The 22475-nt window shown below is 66.1% G+C and carries 16 protein-coding genes; 4 read left to right on the top strand and 12 right to left on the bottom strand.

Going from position 1 to position 22475, the window contains the following annotated elements:
- Positions 1-10: 10 nt before the first annotated feature.
- The 4 genes from tsaB to V9L17_RS06600 form a co-directional block, all read right to left on the bottom strand.
- Positions 11-682, bottom strand: a complete 672-nt coding sequence (gene tsaB / locus V9L17_RS06615; protein ID WP_337346924.1) for a tRNA (adenosine(37)-N6)-threonylcarbamoyltransferase complex dimerization subunit type 1 TsaB — start codon at positions 680-682, stop codon at positions 11-13.
- Positions 682-1323 carry a tRNA (adenosine(37)-N6)-threonylcarbamoyltransferase complex ATPase subunit type 1 TsaE gene (gene tsaE, locus V9L17_RS06610; RefSeq protein ID WP_337350879.1) on the bottom strand — a complete coding sequence of 214 codons (642 nt, stop codon included), beginning with the start codon at positions 1321-1323 and terminating at the stop codon, positions 682-684. Before tsaE ends, tsaB begins: the two co-directional genes overlap by 1 nt.
- On the bottom strand, positions 1320-2537 hold the full coding sequence (gene alr / locus V9L17_RS06605) for an alanine racemase (protein WP_337350878.1): 1218 nt from the start codon (positions 2535-2537) through the stop codon (positions 1320-1322). The genes tsaE and alr overlap by 4 nt, the downstream gene beginning before the upstream one ends.
- Before the next feature lie 113 nt (positions 2538-2650).
- Positions 2651-3742 carry a PfkB family carbohydrate kinase gene (locus tag V9L17_RS06600; RefSeq protein WP_337346921.1) on the bottom strand — a complete coding sequence of 364 codons (1092 nt, stop codon included), beginning with the start codon at positions 3740-3742 and terminating at the stop codon, positions 2651-2653.
- Between the two features lie 70 nt (positions 3743-3812).
- On the opposite strand from V9L17_RS06600, the gene V9L17_RS06595 reads away from it, so the two are divergent.
- The 4 genes from V9L17_RS06595 to V9L17_RS06580 all read left to right on the top strand — a co-directional run bounded on the left by V9L17_RS06595 (position 3813) and on the right by V9L17_RS06580 (position 9389).
- Positions 3813-5204, top strand: coding sequence for a family 4 glycosyl hydrolase (locus V9L17_RS06595; protein WP_337350877.1), 1392 nt, complete (start codon positions 3813-3815; stop codon positions 5202-5204).
- A gap of 138 nt (positions 5205-5342) precedes the next feature.
- A complete protein-coding gene (gene mshA / locus V9L17_RS06590; RefSeq protein WP_337346919.1) occupies positions 5343-6608 on the top strand; it encodes a D-inositol-3-phosphate glycosyltransferase in 1266 nt (421 codons plus the stop codon).
- A 45-nt stretch (positions 6609-6653) separates the two neighbouring features.
- A complete protein-coding gene (locus V9L17_RS06585; RefSeq protein ID WP_337350876.1) occupies positions 6654-8336 on the top strand; it encodes a formate--tetrahydrofolate ligase in 1683 nt (560 codons plus the stop codon).
- A gap of 135 nt (positions 8337-8471) precedes the next feature.
- Positions 8472-9389 carry a DUF559 domain-containing protein gene (locus tag V9L17_RS06580; protein WP_337350875.1) on the top strand — a complete coding sequence of 306 codons (918 nt, stop codon included), beginning with the start codon at positions 8472-8474 and terminating at the stop codon, positions 9387-9389.
- Between the two features lie 87 nt (positions 9390-9476).
- On the opposite strand, the gene V9L17_RS06575 is transcribed toward V9L17_RS06580, so the two are convergent.
- The 8 genes from V9L17_RS06575 to glmS form a co-directional block, all read right to left on the bottom strand.
- On the bottom strand, positions 9477-10562 hold the full coding sequence (locus tag V9L17_RS06575; protein ID WP_337346916.1) for an inositol-3-phosphate synthase: 1086 nt from the start codon (positions 10560-10562) through the stop codon (positions 9477-9479).
- 173 nt (positions 10563-10735) lie between these two features.
- The gene (gene mgrA / locus V9L17_RS06570; RefSeq protein WP_337350874.1) at positions 10736-11773 is read right to left on the bottom strand and encodes an L-glyceraldehyde 3-phosphate reductase; all 1038 of its coding nucleotides are present in this window, start codon (positions 11771-11773) and stop codon (positions 10736-10738) included.
- 94 nt (positions 11774-11867) lie between these two features.
- Positions 11868-13640: a malto-oligosyltrehalose trehalohydrolase gene (treZ, locus tag V9L17_RS06565; protein WP_337350873.1), complete on the bottom strand. Its 1773-nt coding sequence runs from the start codon at positions 13638-13640 to the stop codon at positions 11868-11870.
- Complete coding sequence (gene treY, locus V9L17_RS06560; protein WP_337350872.1) at positions 13637-15949, bottom strand: malto-oligosyltrehalose synthase; 2313 nt, start codon at positions 15947-15949, stop codon at positions 13637-13639. Before treY ends, treZ begins: the two co-directional genes overlap by 4 nt.
- Positions 15946-18201, bottom strand: coding sequence for a glycogen debranching protein GlgX (gene glgX / locus V9L17_RS06555; protein ID WP_337350871.1), 2256 nt, complete (start codon positions 18199-18201; stop codon positions 15946-15948). The genes treY and glgX overlap by 4 nt, the downstream gene beginning before the upstream one ends.
- A 115-nt stretch (positions 18202-18316) precedes the next feature.
- Positions 18317-19852 (bottom strand): NAD(P)H-hydrate epimerase, encoded by a 1536-nt coding sequence (locus V9L17_RS06550; RefSeq protein ID WP_337350870.1) that lies wholly within the window; start codon positions 19850-19852, stop codon positions 18317-18319.
- 37 nt (positions 19853-19889) lie between these two features.
- A complete protein-coding gene (locus V9L17_RS06545; protein WP_011692749.1) occupies positions 19890-20237 on the bottom strand; it encodes a holo-ACP synthase in 348 nt (115 codons plus the stop codon).
- A 265-nt stretch (positions 20238-20502) separates the two neighbouring features.
- Entirely contained in the window at positions 20503-22395 is a 1893-nt protein-coding gene (gene glmS, locus V9L17_RS06540) for a glutamine--fructose-6-phosphate transaminase (isomerizing) (RefSeq protein ID WP_337346910.1), read from the bottom strand.
- Between the last annotated feature and the right edge of the window lie 80 nt (positions 22396-22475).

Genomic DNA, 22475 nt, shown 5'->3' with positions numbered 1-22475 from the left:
GCCGGGGTGCTCACAGCGCCCGCTTCCGCGGCCCGGGCACCTGCGCATCGGATTCGCGGAGGTACAGGGGCGTTGAGTCAGGCAGCTCACCGCCGGCGGCGAGCCGCGCCAGCGCGAACTGGCCAAGGTACAGGGCATCGGGCTGTTCGGCGCTGAAGGCAGCGTTGGCCTTCAGTACGTCGGAGTACAGCCCTGCCCCGGCGCCGTAGGCGGGCAAATCGGGGAGGTCCGCGGCGAAGCCCACGTGCGGGCCGTCCTCCAGCTGAGGCAGCTGGCCGTCCTGCAGGCTGTAGCGCGCCCAGTAGACCTCTTTCCGGCGTGCGTCCGTTACCACCAGGAATTCGCGCACCGCGTCAGTGGATTCGGCGACTTCCAAGGCGACAGCGTCCAGGCTCATCATGCCGTGTAGGGGCTTGTTCCAGACAAACGCCAATGTCCGCGCGGTGGCGATGCCGGACCGCAGGCCGGTGAACGGACCAGGACCCACGCCGGTGACGATGGCATCGACGTCGCTGCCTGAGACCCCTGCCGAGGCGAGGAGTTCATTGATGCCCGGCGCGAGCACCTCGGCGTGGCTCCTGGTGTCCTCGGTGGCGAAGCTGGCCACGACGCCCTCCAGGGCGTCATCGGACACCAGTGCGGCGCTGGCAACGGCGGATGTGTCGATGGCAAGAATAAGCATCAGGATGTCCCTTCGATGATTTCGCCGAGGACAGGCCTTGACGCCCAGCGCGGACCGAAGCCGCGCATCACGATAGTGCGGGGCTCGTCATCGTCGTCGGTGTCAAAGTCCAGGACGTCGGGTTCACCCTCATGGGCTCCAGCCACAGCATGCGGTTGCGTTGGCGGCACACCGATAGCGCGGTGCAGGTCAATTTCGAGGCGGCTCTCGCTCAGGTGTTCCACCCGGCCGCGGCCCCATTCCACCACCGTCACGGCCGAATCCAAAGTGTTTTCCAGGTCAATGTCGTCAATCTCCGACGCCGAGCCCAACCGGTATGCGTCCACGTGCACCAGGTCCGGGCCGCCGGGACGGGGACCGTCGGGCAGGTTGGGGTGGATCCGCACGAGTACAAATGTGGGCGAGATGACGCCGGACCGCACGCCCAGCCCCTCCCCCAGGCCTTGGGTGAAGGTGGTCTTCCCGGCTCCCAGTTCGCCGGTCAGCACCAGCAGGTCCCCGGCGTCCAGCACCGACGCCAAAGCCGCGCCCAGCTCATGCGTCTGGTCCGCCGTCGACACGCTGACGGTCCACTCCCAGTTGGCGCCGGGATCCGGGCTGGCGGCGGGATCCGGGCTGGCGCCGGCGGCTGGAAGGCTCATAGCGTGGGCTGCTTCGCCGAGACAGGCACGGCGGACTCGTTGATGAACTGGCGCGGAACCCGCGGGCTGATCCGGGTCACGATCTCATAGTTGTTGGTTCCGGCGGCGCGCGCCCAGTCATCTGCGGTTGGCCCGCCGTCGGAGCCGCTGCCGAAGATTTCTGCCTCGGCACCCAACAGCCCGGCACCGGCCGGTCCCGCGTCGCCGAGGTCGAGCACCATCTGGTCCATGGCGATCCGTCCCACCACCGGATAGGTATGCCCGGCCACCCGGACTGGACCGCCCGTGGCTACGCGAGGTATGCCGTCCGCGTAGCCGACGGGGATCAGGGCCAGGGTGCTGGGGCTGGTGGTGTGGTAGCGCAGTCCGTAGGAAACCCCCTGTCCCTCCGGCACGTGCTTGCACTGCGACACGAGGGTCCGCAGTGTCATGGCCGGGCGGAGGCCCAGTTCGTCGGACGTCTGGCCTTCGAACGGGGAGAGGCCGTAGATGCCCAGGCCCACGCGGACGAGGTCGAAGTGGGTGTCCGGCCGGGACAGCGTGGCCGGGGTGTTCGCAAGGTGGCGGACTTCCGGGTCCACGCCCGCATCCTCGGCCACGGCCAGCACCTCACGGAAGGCAGCGAGCTGGTGGTCCGTCTCGGGCCGTTCAGGCTCATCGGCGACGGAGAGGTGCGAGAAAATGCCCACTACCCGAAGAAGTCCTTGGTCCTGGTATTCGAGGGCCTCGCCCACCAGGTGGTCCCAGCCGTCCAGCGTGACGCCGTTCCGGCCCAAGCCCGTGTCCACCTTGAGGTGGATCCGGGCTGGGCGTTCCTGTTCGCGCGCGGCGGCAACAATCCTGTCCAGCTCCCAGCCGGAGCATCCGATGTCGATCCCGGCCGCCACTGCCGCGCCGAAGTTGCTTTCGGTGGTGTGGAGCCAGGCCAGCATCGGCGCATCGATGCCCGCGGTCCGGAGTGCGAGGGCTTCGGAGATGTGGGCGACGCCCAGCCATGAGGCCCCTGCTTCAAGGGCGGCACGGGCCACGGGAACCGCGCCGTGCCCGTACGCGTCGGCCTTCACCACCGCCATGACCTTCGCGGGCGACGCCGCGTCGGCCAGCCTGCGGACATTGTGGCGGATGGCGTCCAGGTCGATGATGGCGGAGCGTTCGTAGAGCGGATCCGCTCCTGGTGCTGCGCTGAAGTCACCGGTTGCTACGGGGTAAGTCACCTTAGTGATTCTAGTGCGGGCGGCCCAGCCGAATTTCACGGCCGGCTAAACGCTTGTCCCGGGAACCGGTTGCTCAGTGCCCAGGGACCCAGCGTCTCGGTGCCTCAGGCGCCTCAGGCGTCGGAAAGGTGGGCGATCGTGGCGGTGGCCCGGCGCTGGGCGGCCAGTGGAACGTCCCGGACAATCTCTTCGAGGAAGCCGTAGCGGCGGAGCCACTGGCTACTCTGGCGTTCCCGCCGCGCGTTGGCCCGCTGCCACCAGTCGGCAATGTCCCCCCAGCCCGGAGCAGCCAGGGAGCCGCCGACCTCCTGCACGGCCAGTGACGCGCACAGGTTGGCGAAGCGCAGCCTGTTGCCCAGCGGCCAGCCCGCGAGGCTGCCCACGATGAACGCGGCGTCAAAGCAGTCACCGGCGCCAGTGGGATCGAAGGCCGAGACCGGCAAAGACGGAACCCATTCCTCCTCGCCCGTCTCCGAGTCCACCGCCATGGCCCCCTGCGCACCCAGCGTCACCACTGCCACGGGCACGCGGTCCGCGAGGGCATAGAGCGCTGCCCAGGGATCGTCCTTGCCGGTGAACGCCATGGCTTCGCGCTGGTTGGGCAGGAACGCGTGGAAGTATTGCAGGTTCTCCAGCCGGACCGGCGACCACTTGCCACTGGGGTCCCATCCGACGTCGCCGAAAAGCTTCACTCCGGACTCGTGGGCCGCAACGGCCCAGGGCTCGATTTCGAGGTCAAGTTCGGCGATCCCTGCGAGCGCCGGGGGCGGCGGCCCAATCAGCTCGGACGACGTCACGGGAGCCGGGTGTCCGTGAGTCACGAGCGAGCGGTCCTTTTGGACACTCAGTGACACCGTGACCGGCGAGTGCCACCCCGGGATGCGCCGGGACAGGCTGAGGTCCACATGTTCCTGCCCGGCCAGGATTTTCCAGTTGTAGTCGCCATAGCCGTCGTCGCCGAACGCTGCCGCCAGGCCCGTTTTCAGGCCCAGCCTCGCCGCTGCGATGGCCTGGTTCGCCACGCCGCCGGGACAACTGCCCATGCCCTCGCTCCAGATCTCCGTTCCCGGTTCCGGCGCGTGGGGCAGTCCGGTAAAAATGATGTCCTGGAATACCGTGCCTGCGAGGATCAGGTCGAACTCACCGTCCGACGGCGAGCGGACGGCGGAGAGCGGGTCGAAGCGGCGGGCGGGGATCGCGTCCATGTCCGGCACGATACGCCCTGCCGCCCGCCAGCGATAGGGGCGGCCCGCCGTCGGGCCTAGACTGCTGGTTATGCGGCTCATGATCGCCGGCGGCGGCGGATTCCGGGTTCCCCTCGTGTACCGGGCGCTGCGCTCTGGCGCCTTCGCGGGAATGGCCGGCGAACTGGTGCTGTACGACGTCGACCCCTCCCGCCTCAGCGCCATCAAGGCAGTGCTCGATTCCATGCCCGCCCCGCCCCCAGGCGTTGAGGACCAGCCGCTTACGGTCCGCACCACCACGTCGCTGCCAGACGCGCTTCGCGGCACGGACATGGTGTTCGCCGCAATCCGGCCCGGCGGGACGGCTGGACGCATCGCAGATGAGCGTGTAGCGAAGGACCTGGGCCTGCTGGGCCAGGAAACCACCGGGGCCGGGGGGATCTCCTACGCCCTGCGCACCATTCCCCGGATGCTGGAACTCGCCCGCCAGATGCGCGAACACTGCCCGGACGCGTGGCTGATCAACTTCACCAATCCAGCCGGGATGGTCACCGAAGCCCTGTTGCCCGTCCTCGGGCCGAAGGCGATCGGCATCTGCGACTCGGCCGGCGCGCTGGTGCACCGTGCCGCGCGCGCCGTCGGAATTCCGCTGCAGGACGGAAGGCTCGACGGCGTGGGCTACTACGGGCTCAACCACCTCGGCTGGCTTTACCGGCTGGAGTCCGGCGGGCGGGACCTGCTCCCCGGCCTGTTGTCAGACCCGGCGGCCCTTAGCACCTTCGAAGAGGGCCGGCTGTTCCCGCAGCCGTTCCTTGAGGGACTCGGTGCGCTTCCCAACGAGTACCTCTACTACTACTACCGGCGTGACAGCGCCGTGGCTGCCATGGGGGCCATGCCGCAGACCCGCGGCGAGTCCATCCACACGCAGCAGGCTGAGCTCTATCCACAGCTCGCCGCGGCCGGCGCCCGCGCCTACCGGCTCTGGGACGCCGCCCGCTTGTCGCGGGAGGAGGGTTACCTGGCCGAGGCCCGGATGCAGGGTGAGCAGCGTGCGGAAGAAGATCTCGCCGGCGGCGGCTATGAACGCGTGGCCCTGGCGGTGATGCGCGCTTTGGCGGGCGGCACCGGCGACGCCCAACTGATCCTCAACACCCGCAACACTGTTCCGCCCACGGGGGCAGCCCCTGCCCAACCGGCCATTCCGGGACTGCCGGCGGACGCCGTCGTCGAGGTCCCCTGCACCGTGACGGCCGACGGCGCGGTGCCGCTCCCGCAGTCGGCGCCCCGCCGGGAGCAACTGGGCCTGTTGCGCCGGGTCAAGGCGGTGGAACAGCTCACCGTTGGGGCTGCCACGCACGGCGACCGGGCCGCCGCCCTCGACGCCTTCGCCCGGCACCCATTGGTGGACTCAACCCACTTGGCGGGTGAATTGCTCGCCGGCTATGAGCGGGCGTTCCCGTCGCTGCAGGAACTCTGGCGCTGAGCACCTGTGGTTGCATTCACACACGCCACGTGGACGCCGGGCTCCTGGCGGGAGGCCGGGCGTTAACGTCAGGAGTAGTGTTTTATCGGATGCATAACTGAGGGCGCGCATGCCGCGCCGGTGCTGGAAGGAGTTGCCGTGGCGCTGATTCGCAGGGTCGCCTTGCTCTCCCTCCACACCTCGCCGATGGAGCAGCCTGGCTCCGGCGATGCGGGCGGGATGAACGTCTACATCCGCGAACTTGCCTCCGCCCTAGCCGAAACCGGCGTGGAGGTGGAAATCTTCACCCGTTCCACCTCGGCCAACCAGCCCGCCGTCGAACATCCCGGTCCCGGGGTCTGCGTCCACAACGTCCTGGCCGGCCCTCCTCATAAGGTGCCCAAGGAGGAGCTTCCAGGCCTCCTGCACAGCATGGTGGCCGAGATCGAGCAGATCCGCCAGCGCCAGCCGCACGGCCGCTATGACGTCCTCCACTCCCACTACTGGGTCTCCGGCATCGCCGGCCTGGAGCTGTCCCAGCTTTGGGGAGTGCCGCTGGTCCACACGATGCATACCATGGCCAAGGTCAAGAACCTGCTCCTGGAATCCGGGGAGCAGCCGGAGCCGCGGCGGCGCGAGGTGGGCGAACACCGGATTGTCGACGGCGCCGCACGCCTGATTGCCAACACCAGCGCGGAGGCCGAGGAACTGGTTTCCCACTACGGTGCCGACTACGACAACATCGATATCGCCCCGCCGGGCGTTGACCTGGGCACGTTCACTCCGGCCTTCCGTGCACGGTCGCGCTCTGAGCGGGGCATCCCGGCTGACACCTTCCACCTGCTGTTCGCCGGGCGCATCCAGCGGCTCAAAGGTCCGCAGATCCTGGTCAAGGCGGCCGCGAAGCTTCGCTCACGGCGCCCCGACATCAAGCTGCGGCTCACCATCCTCGGTGCGCTCAGCGGCAACAAGGACTTCAATCTGCGCCACTTGGTCTCGGATGCCGGAATGGACGACGTCGTCACGCACCTTCCCCCGGTGGGTGCACCGGAGTTGGCGGCCTGGTTCCGGGCCGCCGACGTCGTGGTGATGCCCTCGTTCAGCGAATCATTTGGGCTCGTGGCGCTTGAAGCCCAGGCCTGCGGGACGCCGGTGGTGGCCACCCGGGTGGGTGGGTTGTCCCGCGCGATCTTTAATGGGCGGACAGGACTGCTCGTCGATGGCCACCACGCCGAAGACTGGGCCGATGCGCTGGAGGCCCTGTACGACGATCCAGTGACTCGCGAGGACATGGGGCGGGCGGCCGCCATCCGGGCCCAGAACTCGGGATGGCAGCGCACCGCCGCCATCACGCTGGAAAGCTACCATGCCGCCGTCGATAACCATCTGGTAGGCCGCCTGATCCCGGCAGCCCCAGCACCCTGAGGCAGACGCCACCGCGCCGCCCGAACCGCCTAACGAAGGACAAAGATGTCTGAACGGATTCCCCTCAGCGACCTTGAAATCGCGCGCCAGGCGAAGATCAGGCCCATCGGCGAGGTGGCGGCGGCGGCAGGAATCAACGCGGACGCGCTGGAACTGTACGGACGGTACAAGGCCAAGATCGACCCCGCCCGGCTGGACGCTCCTGCCCCGGCCGGCAAAGTGGTGCTTGTCTCCGCGATGTCTCCCACGCCTGCGGGCGAAGGGAAATCGACTACCACGGTGGGCCTAGCCGATTCACTGGCCCGGGCCGGGCACAAGGTTATGATCGCCCTCCGGGAACCCTCGCTCGGACCTATCCTGGGCATGAAAGGCGGCGCGACCGGCGGAGGCTATTCCCAGGTCCTGCCGATGGACGAGATCAACCTGCACTTCACCGGCGACTTCCACGCCGTCACTTCAGCCAACAACGCCCTCATGGCACTCGTGGACAACCACATTTACCAGGGGAACGAGCTGGGCATCGATCCCCGGCGCATGACGTTCAAGCGGGTCCTGGACATGAACGACCGGTCGCTGCGGGAAGTGGTGATCGGGCTCGGCGGGCCCACCCAGGGTGTCCCCAGGCAAGACGGCTTCGACATCACCGTGGCATCGGAGATCATGGCGGTTTTCTGCCTCGCTACGGACCTGGCTGACCTGCGCCGGCGCCTGGGCCAAATCACCTTCGGTTACACCTACGGACGCGAACCCGTTACCGTGGCGGACCTCGGCGTGCAGGGCGCGCTCACCCTGCTCCTCAAGGAAGCGATCAAACCCAACCTGGTTCAGACCATCGCCGGTACGCCGGCTCTGGTCCACGGCGGCCCGTTCGCGAACATCGCACACGGCTGCAACTCGCTGATCGCAACCCAGACGGCCAGGCGGCTGGCGGACATCGTGGTCACCGAGGCGGGCTTCGGCGCCGACTTGGGTGCGGAGAAGTTTATGGACATTAAGGCCCGGAACGCGGGGGTAGCGCCGTCCGCCGTCGTTGTTGTTGCCACCGTCCGGGCACTTAAGATGCACGGCGGCGTAGCCAAGGACCGGCTGACGGAACCCGGCATCGAAGCGCTGCAGGCCGGCGTCGCCAACCTCCGCAGGCACGTGCGCAATGTGGAGAAATTCGGAGTGACGCCGGTGGTGGCCATCAACAAGTTCTCTTCCGACACGGCCGAGGAACTCGACTGGCTCCTGGAGTGGTGCGCGGCGGAAGGAGTCCAGGCCGCGGTGGCGGACGTCTGGGGACGCGGCGGCGGTGGGGACGGGGGCGACGAACTGGCGGCCAAAGTGGCGGCCGCAGTTGCTGCGCCGAACAGCTTCCACCACTTGTATCCCCTGGACCTGCCGGTGGAGGAGAAAATCAGGACCATCGTCCAGGAAATCTACGGAGCGGACGGCGTGGACTTCTCCGTTCCTGCCCTGAAACGGCTGGCAGATATCGAGAAGAACGGCTGGTCCGGGCTGCCTGTCTGTATGGCCAAGACGCAGTACTCGTTCACCGACGAGGCCTCCCGGCTGGGAGCGCCGAAGGGCTTCACCATCCACGTGCGCGACCTGATTCCCAAGACCGGTGCCGGGTTTATCGTGGCCCTCACCGGTGCGGTGATGACGATGCCCGGCCTGCCCGCCGCGCCGGCCGCTATGCGCATGGACGTGGACGACGCCGGCAATCCGGTAGGCCTGTCCTGACCATCAGCTTCCATACCAGTTTGCTCTATCACTCTGAGCCCTTATTTGACCCCTTTGCGTGCCAGAACTGATAGAGCAAGGCGGGCTGTGGATATCTTCTGCGGGCGTTCGTGTATTCGGGCAACAATTGTGCTCATGCGCCCGTCCTCACCGCTGCCAGCTTCCCTTTCCTCGGTTCCGTTTACCGTGCATGAGGCACGGGCCGCAAGCCTGAGCCGGGGAAGGCTTCGTTCCTCCGACCTTGCCTCCGCCGGGCGACTGCTCTATCTGCCGGCTGGGTGGGACTTTGAAATCAGAGGGCTCGCGAGGGCCTTGTCCGCAGCTACGCCGGGGGCCTGGATCTCGCATGTGACAGCGGCCTGCATCCTGGGACTGTGGCTGCCCACCTGGTTCCGCGACTACCGGGAACTCCATTTGAGCAAACCAAGACAGCTGCCGCCAGTACGGCGAAAGGGCGTGGTTGGCCACACCGTCCTGGCGTTTGATGAAGAGGTCATGGAGCTGGACGGGATTCGAATCTCCACACCGGCCCGGACCTGGCTTGACCTTGCTGGCATCCTGCCGTTGGAGGACCTGGTGGCCGTGGGCGACCAGCTGGTTCGGCAGCCGTTGCTTGGCCTTGAAGACCGTCGCGATCCGTGGGCGACGCTTACGCAACTGCAGGAAATGTTGAAGCGGCACCCAAAACTGAAGGGAATCGTTAAGGCGAGGGAAGCTGCAGAACTCATCCGTTCCGGCTCGGACTCTGCGCCCGAAACCTTCCTTCGGCTGGCCTTGACGGCGGCCGGCCTGCCGGAGCCGGAACTGCAACTGCGTGTTGAGCGTGAGAACCGCTGGTCGCCGGCCGCAGACATGGGGTACCGCGCGCAGCGTATTGCCATCCAGTACGACGGCGGCCATCACCTTACGCGCGAACAGCAGTCCAGAGACAATCGCCGGGACGAATCATTCAATGCCGCAGGCTGGCGGTACTTCAAGTTCAACGCCGACGATTTGGCCAACGACTTCCGGGCGGCGGTACGCAAGGTTCGAGCGGCTCTGCACACGCGTTAAACGCCCGTTGCCCTATCAGTTGTGGTTGTTAAACCCCTGGTTTGGGGACCACAAGTGATAGGGCAACGCGAGAGCGTCCGGGGTGGGTTAGCGGTCCAGGTCGCCGCGGATGAAGGCCTCGACCTTTTCACGGGCGAGGTCGTCGTTGAACTGCTCGGGCGGGGACTTCATGAAGTAGCTCGACGCCGACAGCAGAGGGCCGCCGATGCCGCGGTCCAGCCCGATCTTGGCGGCGCGGATGGCGTCGATGATCACGCCGGCTGAGTTAGGTGAGTCCCAGACCTCCAGCTTGTACTCAAGGGACACCGGGGCGTCGCCGAAGTTGCGGCCCTCGAGGCGGACGAAGGCCCACTTGCGGTCATCGAGCCACTGGACGTAGTCGGACGGGCCGATGTGGACGTCCTTGGCAGCCAGCTCGGCTTCGACGTTCGAGGTAACAGCCTGGGTCTTGGAGATCTTCTTGGACTCGAGGCGGTCGCGCTCCAGCATGTTCTTGAAGTCCATGTTGCCGCCCACGTTGAGCTGGTAGGTGCGGTCCAGCGTCACGCCGCGATCTTCGAAGAGCTTGGCCATGACGCGGTGCGTGATGGTGGCACCGATCTGGCTCTTGATGTCATCGCCCACGATCGGCACACCAGCGGCAGTGAACTTGTCAGCCCAGGCCTTGGTGCCGGCGATGAACACGGGAAGCGCGTTGACGAAAGCAACCCCGGCATCGATCGCTGCCTGGGCGTAGAACTCAGCAGCTTCCTGCGACCCAACGGGCAGGTAGCAGACCATGACGTCGGCCTGGGCATCCTTGAGTGCCTGGACAACGTCAACGGGCTCTGCCGGGGACTGTTCAATGGTCTCAAGGTAGTACTTGCCGAGGCCGTCCAGGGTGTGGCCGCGCTGCACGGTCACGCCGGTGGGCGGGACGTCGGCGATCTTGATGGTGTTGTTTTCGCTGGCGAGGATTGCATCCGCGAGGTCAACGCCGACCTTCTTGCCATCCACATCGAAAGCGGCCACGAACTGGACGTCGTTGACGTGGTACTTGCCGAACTCCACGTGCATCAGGCCGGGGATCGTGGCCTCGGGATCGGCGTCACGGTAGTAGTGCACACCCTGGACGAGCGATGCGGCGCAGTTACCCACACCGACGATTGCAACACGAATCGGATTTGAAGACACGGAACTCCTTTGAGGACAAAACTTCAGCCGCCGGACGGTCATTGCCGGACCACGTACGACGGCGGACAGCAGGCAGCGCCATTCGGCGCCTTTTCATAGTACCCAACCGGGCGGGGGCCGGGTTTGTTCCCCGACCCCCGCCTGTGGTTTCCATCGTGTGCAGAGAGTAAGTGTTACGTCGTCTGCCAGAGGTTGATGTCAGATTCCACCGCGAACTCGTCGATGGCGGCGAGTTCGTCAGTGGTGAACTTCAGGTTGTTGATCGCGGACAGGGTGTCCTCCAGCTGCCTGACGCTGGAGGCGCCAACCAGGGCAGAGGTGACCGGGGTGCCCTTCGGCTGGTCGCGCAGGATCCAGGCGATGGCCATCTGCGCCAGGGACTGGCTACGGCCTTCAGCAATGCCGTGCAGCCCGCGGATCCGGTCCAGCTTCTCGTCAGTGATGGCGTCCTCGGACAGGAAGCGTGCCTTGGCTGCACGGGAATCCGCGGGAATCCCGTTGAGGTACCGGTCCGTGAGCATGCCCTGGGCCAGCGGGGAGAACGCTATGGAACCGGCGCCCACCTCTTCGAGCGCCTCGTACAGGTTCGGCGTGCCGTTCTCGGTCCACCGGTTCAGCATGGAATAGCTGGGCTGGTGGATGAGCAGCGGGGTGCCGAGCTCTTTGAGGATGCGTGCGGCCTCGATGGTCTGCTCGGGAGTGTAGGACGAGATGCCGGCGTAAAGCGCCTTACCCGAGCGGACGGCGTAATCCAGGGCGCCCATGGTCTCTTCCATCGGCGTCTCGGGGTCCGGCCGGTGGCTGTAGAAAATGTCCACGTAGTCCAGCCCCATCCGCTGCAGCGACTGGTCAAGGCTTGAGATGAGGTATTTGCGGGAGCCCCACTCGCCGTACGGGCCCGGCCACATGTAGTAGCCGGCCTTCGTGGAGATGACCAGTTCGTCGCGGTAGGGCTTGAAGTCGTCCGCGAGGTGGCGGCCGAAGTTGGTTTCGGCGGAGCCGTCCGGCGGACCGTAGTTATTGGCGAGGTCGAAGTGGTTCACGCCGAGGTCGAACGCGCGGCGAAGGATGGCCCGCTGTTCATCGAAGCGCTTGTCGTCGCCGAAGTTGTGCCAAAGGCCCAGCGAGATTGCGGGGAGCTTCAGTCCGCTGCGGCCGACGCGGCGGTAGGGCATGGATTCATAGCGGTTTTCCGCGGCTGAATAAGTCATACGTTCCATCCTGCCAGCTGTGACGCACGCTACAGTCAGGAACGGCCTTGTTACGCCGCGGGCTGACACAAATCAGCCCGCGGCGCAGCCGGAACTATTGAGCCTTCACGACGGCGGCACTCCACGGCCCGAGGGCCAACGCACCGTTATCAGCGGCAGGCACCTCCTCGGTGGACAGCAGCACCGTTCCGTCCACGCGGTCAAGCGAAACCTTTTGCTCCGAGAGGTTCAGCAGCACCTCAACGGAGCCGCGGCGGAAACGCAGCCAGCCGGCGTCGTCGTCGAACTCCACCGTGGTTTCGGCAAACCCGAGGCCGGCCAATTCCTGATGCTCGCGGCGCAGTGCCGCGAGCGAACGGTATAGCTCCAGCAGCCGGGCATGATCCCCAACGGAGGCCTCGGCCCAGTTGAGTTTGGAACGGCGGAAGGTTTCCGGGTCCTGCGGGTCAGGTACGACGGCGGGATCCCACCCCATCCGTTCGAACTCGCGGATCCTGCCTTCCGCGGTCGCCTTGCCCAGCTCAGGCTCGGGGTGCGAGGTGAAGAACTGCCAAGGTGTGGAGGCACCGAATTCCTCTCCCATGAACAGCATGGGCGTGAACGGCGACGTCATGGTCAGGACCGCAGCGACGGCCAACTGCCCGTAGGACAGGGATTGGGAGAGCCTGTCCCCCGTGGCGCGATTGCCGATCTGGTCGTGGTTCTGGTTGCAGACCACCAGGGCCGCAGGCTGCACGAGCGTGGCATTGATGGGCCTTCCGTGGTGCCGGCCGCGGAAGCTTGAGTAGCTGCCGTCGTGCAGGAAACCGTCCTTGAGCACCTTTGCGAGAACCGCGAGTGACTGGAAGTCCTCGTAGTAGCCGGTGGTCTCCCCGCTGACGTTGACGTGGACGGCGTGGTGGAAGTCGTCGCTCCACTGTCCGGCAAGGCCATAGCCGTTGGCGTCGCGGGGGTAGATCAGCCGCGGGTTGTTGAGGTCCGATTCGGCGATCAGGGTCTTGGGCAAGCCCGTTTCAGCCGAGACAGCATCGCCAAGCGCGCCGAGGTCTTCCAGGATGTGCACGGCCCGCTCGTCGCGGAGCGCGTGAACGGCGTCGAGTCGCAAGCCGTCCACGTGGTAGTCCCTCAGCCACAGCGCGGCGTTGTCCAGGATGTACTCGCGGACCACGTCCGAGCCGTGGCCGTCCAGGTTGACTGAATCGCCCCAGGTGTTGGCGTCGCCCTGCTTGAGGTATGGCCCGAACCGCGACAGGTAGTTGCCGCTGGGTCCCAGGTGGTTGTAGACGACGTCCTGGATGACCCCGAGGCCGGCTGCATGGGCCGCGTCCACAAAGCGCTGGTAGGCCGCGGGCCCACCGTAGCCCTCGTGGACGGCGTACCACTGGACGCCGTCGTAGCCCCAGTTATGGGTCCCGTTGAAGCCGTTGACCGGCAGCAACTCCACGAAGTCGATGCCCAGGTCGGCAAGGTAGCCAAGCCTGCCGGCCGCTGCCTCGAGGGTCCCTTCCGGGGTGAAGGTCCCCACGTGGAGTTCGTAGATGACCGAGCCGCGGAGATCCTTGCCCTGCCAGCCGGCATCCTGCCAGTCATGGTCGCCGGGGCTGAACGTCCGGGACAGGGCGTGGACCCCGTCCGGCAGGCGCCGGGACCGGGGATCCGGCAACGGATGGGAGTCCCCGTCCAGCAGATAGCCGTAGTCCACTTCGCCTTCCGTGGGGGCGTCCGGCGCGGACCACCAACCGTCGGCGCCGGGCGCGGTGTCCAGCTTCGCCATGGGGTAGTGCTGCCCGTTTGCCAGCAGGGTCACTGCTGAAACGTTTGGCGCCCAGACGTCAAAGCGGCCGGATCCGGTGTGGGTCAGGCTCATGAGTCGTCTCCGTCCGTAGTGACCAGCAAGGCCACCGGGTAGGTACCCAGGACGTCCGCGACTGAAACGGTGCCGGGCCCATGGCTCTTGCCGGTGAGTTCGTCCCGCATGGCGCTGGAAAGGTCGACGGCGGTGTCCCGCCATCCGCCGTCGGCTTCCAGCCCGGCGGGAAGCCGGGTGGCCAGGGTCAATGCCCCACCCCGGTCAAAGGCAAGAAGGTAGCCCGCAGCCGCCCCGAAGGCTTCGACAGCGACGTAGCTGTCGAAGAGCCCGGGGTTGTCGCGGCGCAGGCGGAGGGCACGGGAGGTGACCAGCAGTTTGCTGGCCTCCGTTCCCGCAGCAGGCAGGAGTCCGTCGTCCAGGCGGGCCAGTTCCTCTTCCCGTTGAGCGAAATCCACCGGGCGCCGGTTGTCGGGGTCGGTCAGTGACCGCTCCCAGAACTCGCTGCCCTGGTACACATCCGGAACTCCGGGCATGGTCAGCTGGATCAGCTTGGCCGCCAACGAGTTGGAAGCAGCGAATGCATCGGTCCTCGCTACGAAGTCCTCGATCACTGCAGTGACACGGGCGTCGTCGAAGGCTGCGTCCACGGCGGCCCTGACTGTCGCTTCGAATTCCTCATTGGGCTCGGTCCACGTGGTGGAGTTTCCTGCCTCCCTGGCGGCCTTTTGCGCATAGCCCTGCAGCCGCTCGCGGGAGGCCGGCCACGCGCCGAAGACAGCCTGCCACAACAGGTTGGCGAAGGGGCCGTCGGGCACCGGCGCCAACTCCTGGAGCGTGGCGAGCGTGGCCGTCCAGTCGCCGGGAAGCTCAGCGATGACCGAAATCCTTGCGCGGGCATCCTCACTGCGTTTGGTGTCGTGAGTCGAGAGCGTGGTCATGGACTCCGGGAGTTCCTCGTGCCTCCGCCGCATCCGGTGGTGGAACTCCTCGGGGGTCAGCGAAAATTCCGTGGGCTCAGCCCCCACTTCGGTGAGCGTGCCCAGCCGGGTGTAGCGGTAGAACGCAGTGTCCTCCACACCCTTGGCCATCACCATTCCCGAAGTCTGTTGGAAGCGGACCGCGATTGCGGTGGTGGGATCCAGGAGGAGCGGCAGGAGCGTCCCGATGGCCACTTCGAGGTCCGGCCGGTGCGCTGCTGCCTGCTCGCAGGCCTCCTTGAGCACTTCCGCCCCCACCGGCAGGTAGGACCGGTAGACCGGGAAGGAGGCGATGATTTCGGCGATGGCATCCGCTGCCTGGTCCTCCGCCAGCCCGTGGGAGTCTGGAACGAGCCGGGCAAGCCGCAGGACTTCGGACCGCAGGATGCCGTCAGCAATCATCCGCTTCGTGCCGCGGATCATGGCGGCATAATCCGCCGGTTCACCGGTCCCACGCAGCTGCACATCCAACGCATCCAGGGCAGCCTCGCCGGCCGGGTCCACCAGGATCCGGTCAACCTCAGCCAGGGCGTCGTAACCGGTGGTCCCTTCGCAGGCGAACTCCCCCGGGAGGACCTCGCCGGGTTCCAGGATCTTTTCCACCAGCACGTACGCCCCACCAGTGAGGTCCTTGAGCCAGCGCAGGTAGCCGGCTGGATCTGCCAGTCCGTCCGGGTGATCCACGCGCAGGCCGTCCACCAGGCCCTCCCGGAACCAGCGGGCCACTTCGGCGTGGGCTTCCTCGAAGACCCTGGGGTCTTCGACGCGGATGCCGGCCAGGGTACTGACCGCGAAGAACCTGCGATAGTTCAGTTCGCTGTCCGCCCGCCGCCAGGAGACCAGCTCATAGTGCTGGCGGTCGTGGACAGCCCTCGGCGAATCACCTTCGGTATAGGAGCCCGCCGCCAAGGGGAAACGGTGGTCATAGTAGCGGAGTTCGCCATCCGTGACCTTGAGCTGGTCCACATCGTCATCGGAGCCCAGCACGGGTATCCGGATCCGGCCGCGGCCAAAGTCCCAGTCGACGTCGAACGCGTCCGCGTAACGCGAGTCCCGCCCCTCTGCCAGCAGCGACCACCACCAGGGGTTCTGCGGTGGTGACGCCACGCCCACGTGGTTGGGGACGATGTCCACCAGGACGCCCATGCCGTGTTCGCGGGCAGCCCTGGACAGGGCAAGCAGCCCGTCCGGGCCGCCGCGCTCAGGATCAACCGCGGAGGGGTCGGTGACGTCATAGCCGTGGTCCGACCCCTGCTCAGCCGTCAGGATGGGTGAGAGGTAGACCCAGTCAACACCGAGGGACTTCAGGTATGGAACCTTGGCCGCTGCGTCAAAGAGCGTGAAGCTGCGGCGGATCTGCAGCCGGTATGTCGACGCCGGAATCCTCATTCTGCAGGGCCTTTCGGCTTGCTGACCTTCTTCGTTTTCTTTGGCTCCGGTACGGTCGGCGTGCTCAGCGCTTCGGTCTCGCTGGTGCTTGTCTGGGTCAGGGCAGCCAGGGACGCAGCCACGGAGTGGTCCGGTTCCGCCTCCTCCACCATGTGGGCCCTCAGGACTACCAAGGACTTGGCATCAACAGGAATGGACTGGCCGGCCTTCACAGGTGCCGTGTCCGCGTTGTGGCCGGCGGTGTCGATGATGATGTCCCATGCAGGTGCGTATTCGTCATTGGGAAGAACGAACTTCACCATGTCGTCATGTGCGTTGAAGTACAACAGGAAGTTCACATCGGTAATCCGGCGTCCTCGGACGTCCTTGCCTTGGATCCCGTCACCGTTGAGGAACATGCCTACCGAACGGCCGAAACCGCTGTCCCAGTCCTCAGGTTTCATGGTGTCGCCGTCGACGTCCAGCCATACGATGTCCGGCAGCCGTTCGCCTTCCCCCCTCAGCACGGGGCGTCCATCGAAGAACCGGCTCCGACGGAACGTGGGGTGCTTGGCGCGCAATGCGTTGACGGCGGACGTGAACTCCACGAGGGGCTGGTCGATGTTCTCCCAGTTGATCCACGTCAGTTCGGAGTCCTGGCAATACCCGTTGTTGTTGCCCTGCTGGGTGCGTCCAAGCTCGTCGCCGTGCAACAGCATGGGGACACCCTGGGACAGCAGCAGGGATGCTATGAAGTTCCGCTGCTGGCGGGCGCGCAAGCCCAGGACAGCCGGATCGTCGGTGGGACCCTCGGCCCCGCAGTTCCAGGAACGGTTGTGGGATTCGCCGTCGTTATTGCCTTCGCCGTTCGCCTCGTTGTGCTTCTCGTTGTAAGACACCAGATCGGAGAGGGTAAAGCCATCGTGGGCCGTCACAAAGTTGATCGAAGCCACGGGGCGGCGGCCCGAGTGCTCGTAGAGGTCTGCGGAGCCGGTGATGCGTGAGGCGAATTCGCCCAGGGTGGCCGGCTCGCCGCGCCAGAAATCGCGGACGGTGTCGCGGTATTTTCCGTTCCATTCCGTCCACTGTGGCGGGAAGTTGCCCACCTGGTAACCGCCGGGCCCAACATCCCACGGCTCAGCGATGAGCTTGACCTGGGACACTACCGGGTCCTGCTGGATGAGTTCGAAGAAGGTGGAGAGTTTGTCGACGTCGTAGAACTCCCGGGCAAGGGTGGAGGCGAGGTCGAAGCGGAAGCCATCCACGTGCATTTCCGTGACCCAGTACCGCAGTGAGTCCATCAGCAGTTGCAGGGAGTGCGGCTGGCGGACGTTCAGCGAGTTGCCGGTACCGGTGTAGTCCATGTAGTGCTTTTCGTCGCCCTCCATCAGCCGGTAGTAGGAGGCGTTGTCGATGCCCTTGAAGGACAGCGTGGGGCCAAGGTGGTTGCCTTCGGCGGTGTGGTTGTAAACCACGTCCAGGATCACTTCGATGCCGGCCCGGTGCAGGGAGCGCACCATGGCCTTGAAGTCCTGGACCTGCTGGCCGGTGTCGCCGGTGGAACTGTAGGTGTTCTGCGGGGCGAAGAAGCCGATGGTGTTGTAGCCCCAGTAGTTGTTCAGGCCCTGGTCCTGGAGTGTGCCGTCATTGACGAACTGGTGCACCGGCATCAGTTCGATGGCGGTGACGCCGAGCTTCTGCAGGTGCGAGATGACGGAAGGGTGCGCCACCCCGGCGTAGGTGCCGCGCTGCTCCTCGGGGATCTCGGGGTGCAGCTGGGTCAGGCCCTTGACATGGGCCTCGTAGATCACCGACTTGTGGTACGGAACCCGGAGGTTGTGGTCGCCGTCCCAGTCGAAGAACGGGTTGATGACCACACCCATCATCATGTGCGGCGCGGAGTCCTCGTTGTTGATGGAATCCGGCTCGCCGAGGTTGTAGGAGAAGAGCGACGGGTCCCAGTCCACCTGCCCGTGCACTGCCTTCGCGTACGGGTCCAGGAGGAGCTTGTTCGGGTTGAACCGGTTTCCGGAAGCGGGGTCGTACGGACCGTGGACACGGTAGCCGTACTTCTGCCCTGGCTGCACCTGGGGGATGTAGCCGTGCCACACGTAGCCGTCCACTTCGTCCAGACCGAAGCGCGTCTCCACGCCGTCGTCGTCGAAGAGGCACAGCTCTACCTTTTCAGCACGTTCGCTGAACAGCGCGAAGTTCGTGCCGGTTCCATCAAAAGTGGCTCCCAGCGGATAAGCCGATCCGGGCCAGATTTCCATGCATGCTCCTCATCGTTGTTCGACCGCGCAGTCCGGACTTCCCGGTCCACGCCGCCGTGCAAAACCTATGCCTACCGTAACGGGTGGCTGTGACTGTTACGTTTCCGGCCACCTATTAACTAAGCATGCTGACTTTACCCCAAGCTGCAGGTAAGGCATCCGCGATCCGGCCGGCCGTCAGTGGCCCGCCCCCGGACGCAGCGGCTCCGGCGCGGCCGTGCAGGCTCGCAGCCAGGGCGGCAATGGCAGCCCAGCGTTCGTCCGGATCGATGCCCGCATCACGGAAATGGCCGACGTCGGGCCCCAACTGTGCGAGCAACGCACCAATGATTCCGGCCAGGACATCGCCGCTGCCGGCGGAGGCAAGCCAGGGCGTGCCGTCCGCCTGGCTGTAGAAGTCCTGGAAGGGGGACGCCACCAGGGTGGTGGCGCCTTTGAGGAGGACAGTGGCCTCCGTAAGCCCCGCGGCCAGCCGGACGGCCCCAAGAGTGTTCGCCTCCACCGCGGCGCGCCCCGAGTATGGATGGTCAGCGTCCAGCCGCTGCAGCAGGGACGCCAGTTCGCCGGCATGGGGCGTGAGGACCACCTGAGGGGCAAGGATCAGCGGCAGGCCGGGGAGGGCACCGGCATCGGCGATAGTGGGCAGCCCCGAGTCCACGGCGTCACGCGCGCGCTGGAGCTGTTCGTGGTCATCCGGGCCCATACCGGAGCCCACCAGCCAGGCCTGGACATGGGTGCCGGCCACCGATCCGGTGCCGCACACCACCTCGGGACAGGACTGCCGGACCAGGTGGGCCACCTCGGGCGGGCCGAGGTACCGCACCATGCCCACGCCCGCGGCCAGGGCACCCCGGCAGGCCAGTACGGCCGCTCCGGGATAGGTGGCGGATCCGGCCACCACGCCCAGGACGCCGCGCGAATATTTGTGGGATCGCCGGGCGGGCTGCGGGAGGAGCCGCGCCAGGTCGGCGGTTTCGAGCCGATGCAGGGCCGGCCATGGGAGGTGCTCTTCGATTCCGATCGGGATCACCTCAAGGCGGCCGGCGTGGTCCGCCCCGGGATCGGCCAGCAGCCCTGCTTTCGCGGCCCCGAAGGTGACGGTCAGGCCGGCGGACAGTACCGGGCCGTGGACCTCGCCGGTGTCGGCGTCAACCCCACTGGGCACGTCGCAGGCCACCACAAGGGGGGCGTGTTGGCCGGACAGCGCGGCCACCAGTGCCGCCGGCGTTCCGCGGAGCCCTCCTTGGGCGCCCGTGCCCAGGACAGCATCGATCACGACGTCGGCGCGCCCCGTTTCGGCGGTCAGCTGGCTAAGCGTCGAGTCGGTGAGCCATGTGACGCGGCCGCCGGCACGCTCAAAAGCAGCCAGCGCCTCCGGGTGCGCCGAATCAGCGGTGAGTACCGCCGTCGTACGCATTCCCCGGGCGGCGAGGAAGGAAGCGGCGAAGAGACCGTCGCCGCCATTGTTTCCCTTGCCCGCCAGGACAGCCACGCTGGCTCCGTAGAGCCGCTGGCCCCGGGCCTGCAGCTCGCGGACCACCGCGTTGGCGAGGCCGTGCGAGGCGCGCTGCATGAGGGCAGCCCCCAGGCCTGAGGCCAGCAGTGGCTGTTCGGCTTCCCTGATCTGGGTTCCGGTGTAGGCGCTGATCATGGCGTCAGGTCCGCAGGCCGGTTGAGCCTTGAGGCTCTCAGCCTTCAGCCAGGACAGTGGCCGTGGCTATCCCGCCGTCGTGGCTCATCGAGAGGTGCCAGCGCTTGACACCCTTGGACTCAGCCACCGCAAGCACAGTGCCCTTGACCTGGATGGTGGGCCCGTTCTGGTCCAGGCCGATCCAGCAGTCCTGCCAGTTCATGCCGGCCGGGGCGCCGAGGACCTTGGCCACAGCCTCCTTGGCTGCGAACCTCGCTGCCAGGGACCGGGTGTTCAGCTCCCGCTCCGCGGGGACAAACAACCGGTCCCGCAGCCCGGGGGTGCGTTCAAGCTGACGGCCGAACCGCTCGATGTCTACAACGTCTACGCCTATGCCAACAATCATGCGGCTTATTCTACGGTGACGCTCTTGGCCTCCCGGTGCGCCGTGCCCGGCACGCCGGGTCCCATGCGGCATCGGGACCTGCGCAAATGCGTCACTTTTGGACCTCCGGCGCAGAGGGTACCCCGTGATTCCGGGCGGCCCCTGTTTGAGTACCGGTAATAGTTACGCAAACCCGTTAGGAACAGGCACGAACGCAGAACGCCCCGGGCAACTGGCCCGGGGCGTTCTGTGGGAATCAACCGACTTGCTGACGTTCAGCCTGCGGTTACTCTACGGTGACGCTCTTGGCCAGGTTGCGTGGCTGGTCTACGTCGTACCCCTTGGCCGAGGCGAGTTCCAGGGCGAAGATCTGCAGCGGAACCGTGGTGAGGAGGGGCATCAACAGCGTGGGCGTCTCCGGAACGTAGAAGACGTGCTCGGCGTAAGCCTTCACGGCCTCGTCGCCTTCTTCAGCCACAACCAGGGTGCGGGCGCCCCGGGCGCGGACTTCCTGGATGTTGCTGACAACCTTGGCGTGCAGGGAATCACGGCCGCGCGGCGAGGGGACCACTACGAAGACCGGCTGGCCTTTGTCGATGAGGGCGATGGGGCCGTGCTTCAGCTCGCCGGCGGCAAAGCCCTCGGCGTGGATGTACGCGATTTCCTTGAGCTTGAGCGCGCCTTCCAGGGCAACCGGGTAACCCACGTGGCGTCCCAGGAACAGGACGGATTTCTCGTCCTTCATGCTGCGGGCCAGTTCGCGGAGCGGTCCTGAGTTGTCCAGGATGGTCTGGATCTTCGCGGGGATCTTGGACAAGTCTGCCAGGACGTCCTTGATCTGCCCGGAGAAGATGTTGCCACGCAGCTGCGCGAGGTACAGGCCGAGGAGGTAAGCGGCGGTGATCTGGGCCAGGAAAGCCTTCGTGGAGGCCACTGCAATTTCCGGACCCGCGTGGGTGTACAGCACAGCATCTGATTCGCGCGGGATAGTGGACCCGTTGGTGTTGCAGATCGAGATGGTCTTGGCGCCCTGCTCCCGGGCGTAGCGGACGGCCATCAGGGTGTCCATGGTTTCCCCGGACTGGCTGATCGAAACCACCAGCGTGTTGGCGTCCAGGATCGGATCGCGGTAGCGGAACTCGTGGGCAAGCTCCACTTCCGTGGGGATCCGGCACCAGTTCTCGATGGCGTACTTGGCCACCGTGCCGGCGTAGGCAGCGGTGCCGCAGGCCAGGACGATAATCTTGTTGACCTGTTTCAGCAGCTCGACGTCGATGCGGATTTCGTCCAGGGTCAACTTGCCGTTGATGTCCGAGCGGCCCAGCAGGGTCTGCGCCACGGCGTCGGGCTGGTCGTTGATCTCCTTCTCCATGAAGGAGCTGTAACCGCCCTTTTCAGCCGAGGCGGGGTCCCAGTCAACGTGGTATTCCTTGCCGGCGGCGAAGTTGCCGAAGAAATCGGTGATCTCCACGGTATCGGCGGTGATGGTGACGATCTGGTCCTGGCCCAGTTCCACCGCGCGGCGGGTGTAATCGATGAAGCCGGAGACGTCGGAACCAAGGAAGTTCTCGCCGTCGCCCAGTCCAACCACCAGCGGCGAGTTGCGGCGGGCGGCAACCACAACGTCCGGCTGGTCGGCGTGGACGGCAAGGAGCGTGAAGGCACCCTCGAGGCGCTGGCAGGCGAGCTGCATGGCCTTGGTCAGGCCGCCGTTGCTGGTGTCGCCGTGAAGTTTGGTGCGGAAGATGTCACCAAGGAGTGCGGCGGCCACTTCGGTGTCCGTCTCGGAAGCGAAGGTGACGCCCTTAGCCAGCAGCTCCAGCTTGAGCTCGGCGAAGTTTTCGATGATGCCGTTGTGGATCAGGGCCAGCTTGCCGCCGTCCGACAGGTGCGGGTGGGCATTCTGGTCCGTCGGGCCGCCGTGAGTGGCCCAGCGCGTGTGGCCGATGCCGGTCAGCGTTTCCGGCAGCGGATGGGCCTGAAGCTCATCAAGGAGGTTGCTCAGCTTTCCGGACTTCTTGCGGGACGAGATGACGCCGTCTGCTACAACAGCCACTCCCGCGGAGTCGTAACCCCGGTACTCAAGGCGGCGCAATCCTTCGAGGACTACATCCAGCGCACTGTGACCGGCAATTCCCTGGCCAGTCGAACGGCCTACATATCCTACGATTCCACACATAAGCTCCAGCTTATCGGCAGCCGCAAGGAGATCCGTAACTGATAGGGCCCGGCAAGCCAGCGACGGGCGCCGACTGCATG

The sequence above is a fragment of the Pseudarthrobacter sp. CCNWLW207 genome, from assembly GCF_037203945.1.
Taxonomy (GTDB): domain Bacteria; phylum Actinomycetota; class Actinomycetes; order Actinomycetales; family Micrococcaceae; genus Arthrobacter.
This window is presented reverse-complemented; position numbering and strand designations above follow the sequence as displayed.

What these genes read in the sequence shown, in the direction of transcription:
- V9L17_RS06550 (WP_337350870.1), bottom strand. Translation starts at nt 19,852, where the DNA reads ATGATCAGCGCCTACACCGGAACCCAGATCAGGGAAGCCGAACAGCCA.
- V9L17_RS06595 (WP_337350877.1), top strand. Translation starts at nt 3,813, where the DNA reads ATGCGGCTCATGATCGCCGGCGGCGGCGGATTCCGGGTTCCCCTCGTG.
- mgrA (WP_337350874.1), bottom strand. Translation starts at nt 11,773, where the DNA reads ATGACTTATTCAGCCGCGGAAAACCGCTATGAATCCATGCCCTACCGC.
- V9L17_RS06585 (WP_337350876.1), top strand. Translation starts at nt 6,654, where the DNA reads ATGTCTGAACGGATTCCCCTCAGCGACCTTGAAATCGCGCGCCAGGCG.
- treY (WP_337350872.1), bottom strand. Translation starts at nt 15,949, where the DNA reads ATGAGGATTCCGGCGTCGACATACCGGCTGCAGATCCGCCGCAGCTTC.
- glmS (WP_337346910.1), bottom strand. Translation starts at nt 22,395, where the DNA reads ATGTGTGGAATCGTAGGATATGTAGGCCGTTCGACTGGCCAGGGAATT.
- tsaE (WP_337350879.1), bottom strand. Translation starts at nt 1,323, where the DNA reads ATGAGCCTTCCAGCCGCCGGCGCCAGCCCGGATCCCGCCGCCAGCCCG.
- V9L17_RS06545 (WP_011692749.1), bottom strand. Translation starts at nt 20,237, where the DNA reads ATGATTGTTGGCATAGGCGTAGACGTTGTAGACATCGAGCGGTTCGGC.
- glgX (WP_337350871.1), bottom strand. Translation starts at nt 18,201, where the DNA reads ATGGAAATCTGGCCCGGATCGGCTTATCCGCTGGGAGCCACTTTTGAT.
- treZ (WP_337350873.1), bottom strand. Translation starts at nt 13,640, where the DNA reads ATGAGCCTGACCCACACCGGATCCGGCCGCTTTGACGTCTGGGCGCCA.
- V9L17_RS06580 (WP_337350875.1), top strand. Translation starts at nt 8,472, where the DNA reads ATGCGCCCGTCCTCACCGCTGCCAGCTTCCCTTTCCTCGGTTCCGTTT.
- tsaB (WP_337346924.1), bottom strand. Translation starts at nt 682, where the DNA reads ATGCTTATTCTTGCCATCGACACATCCGCCGTTGCCAGCGCCGCACTG.
- V9L17_RS06600 (WP_337346921.1), bottom strand. Translation starts at nt 3,742, where the DNA reads ATGGACGCGATCCCCGCCCGCCGCTTCGACCCGCTCTCCGCCGTCCGC.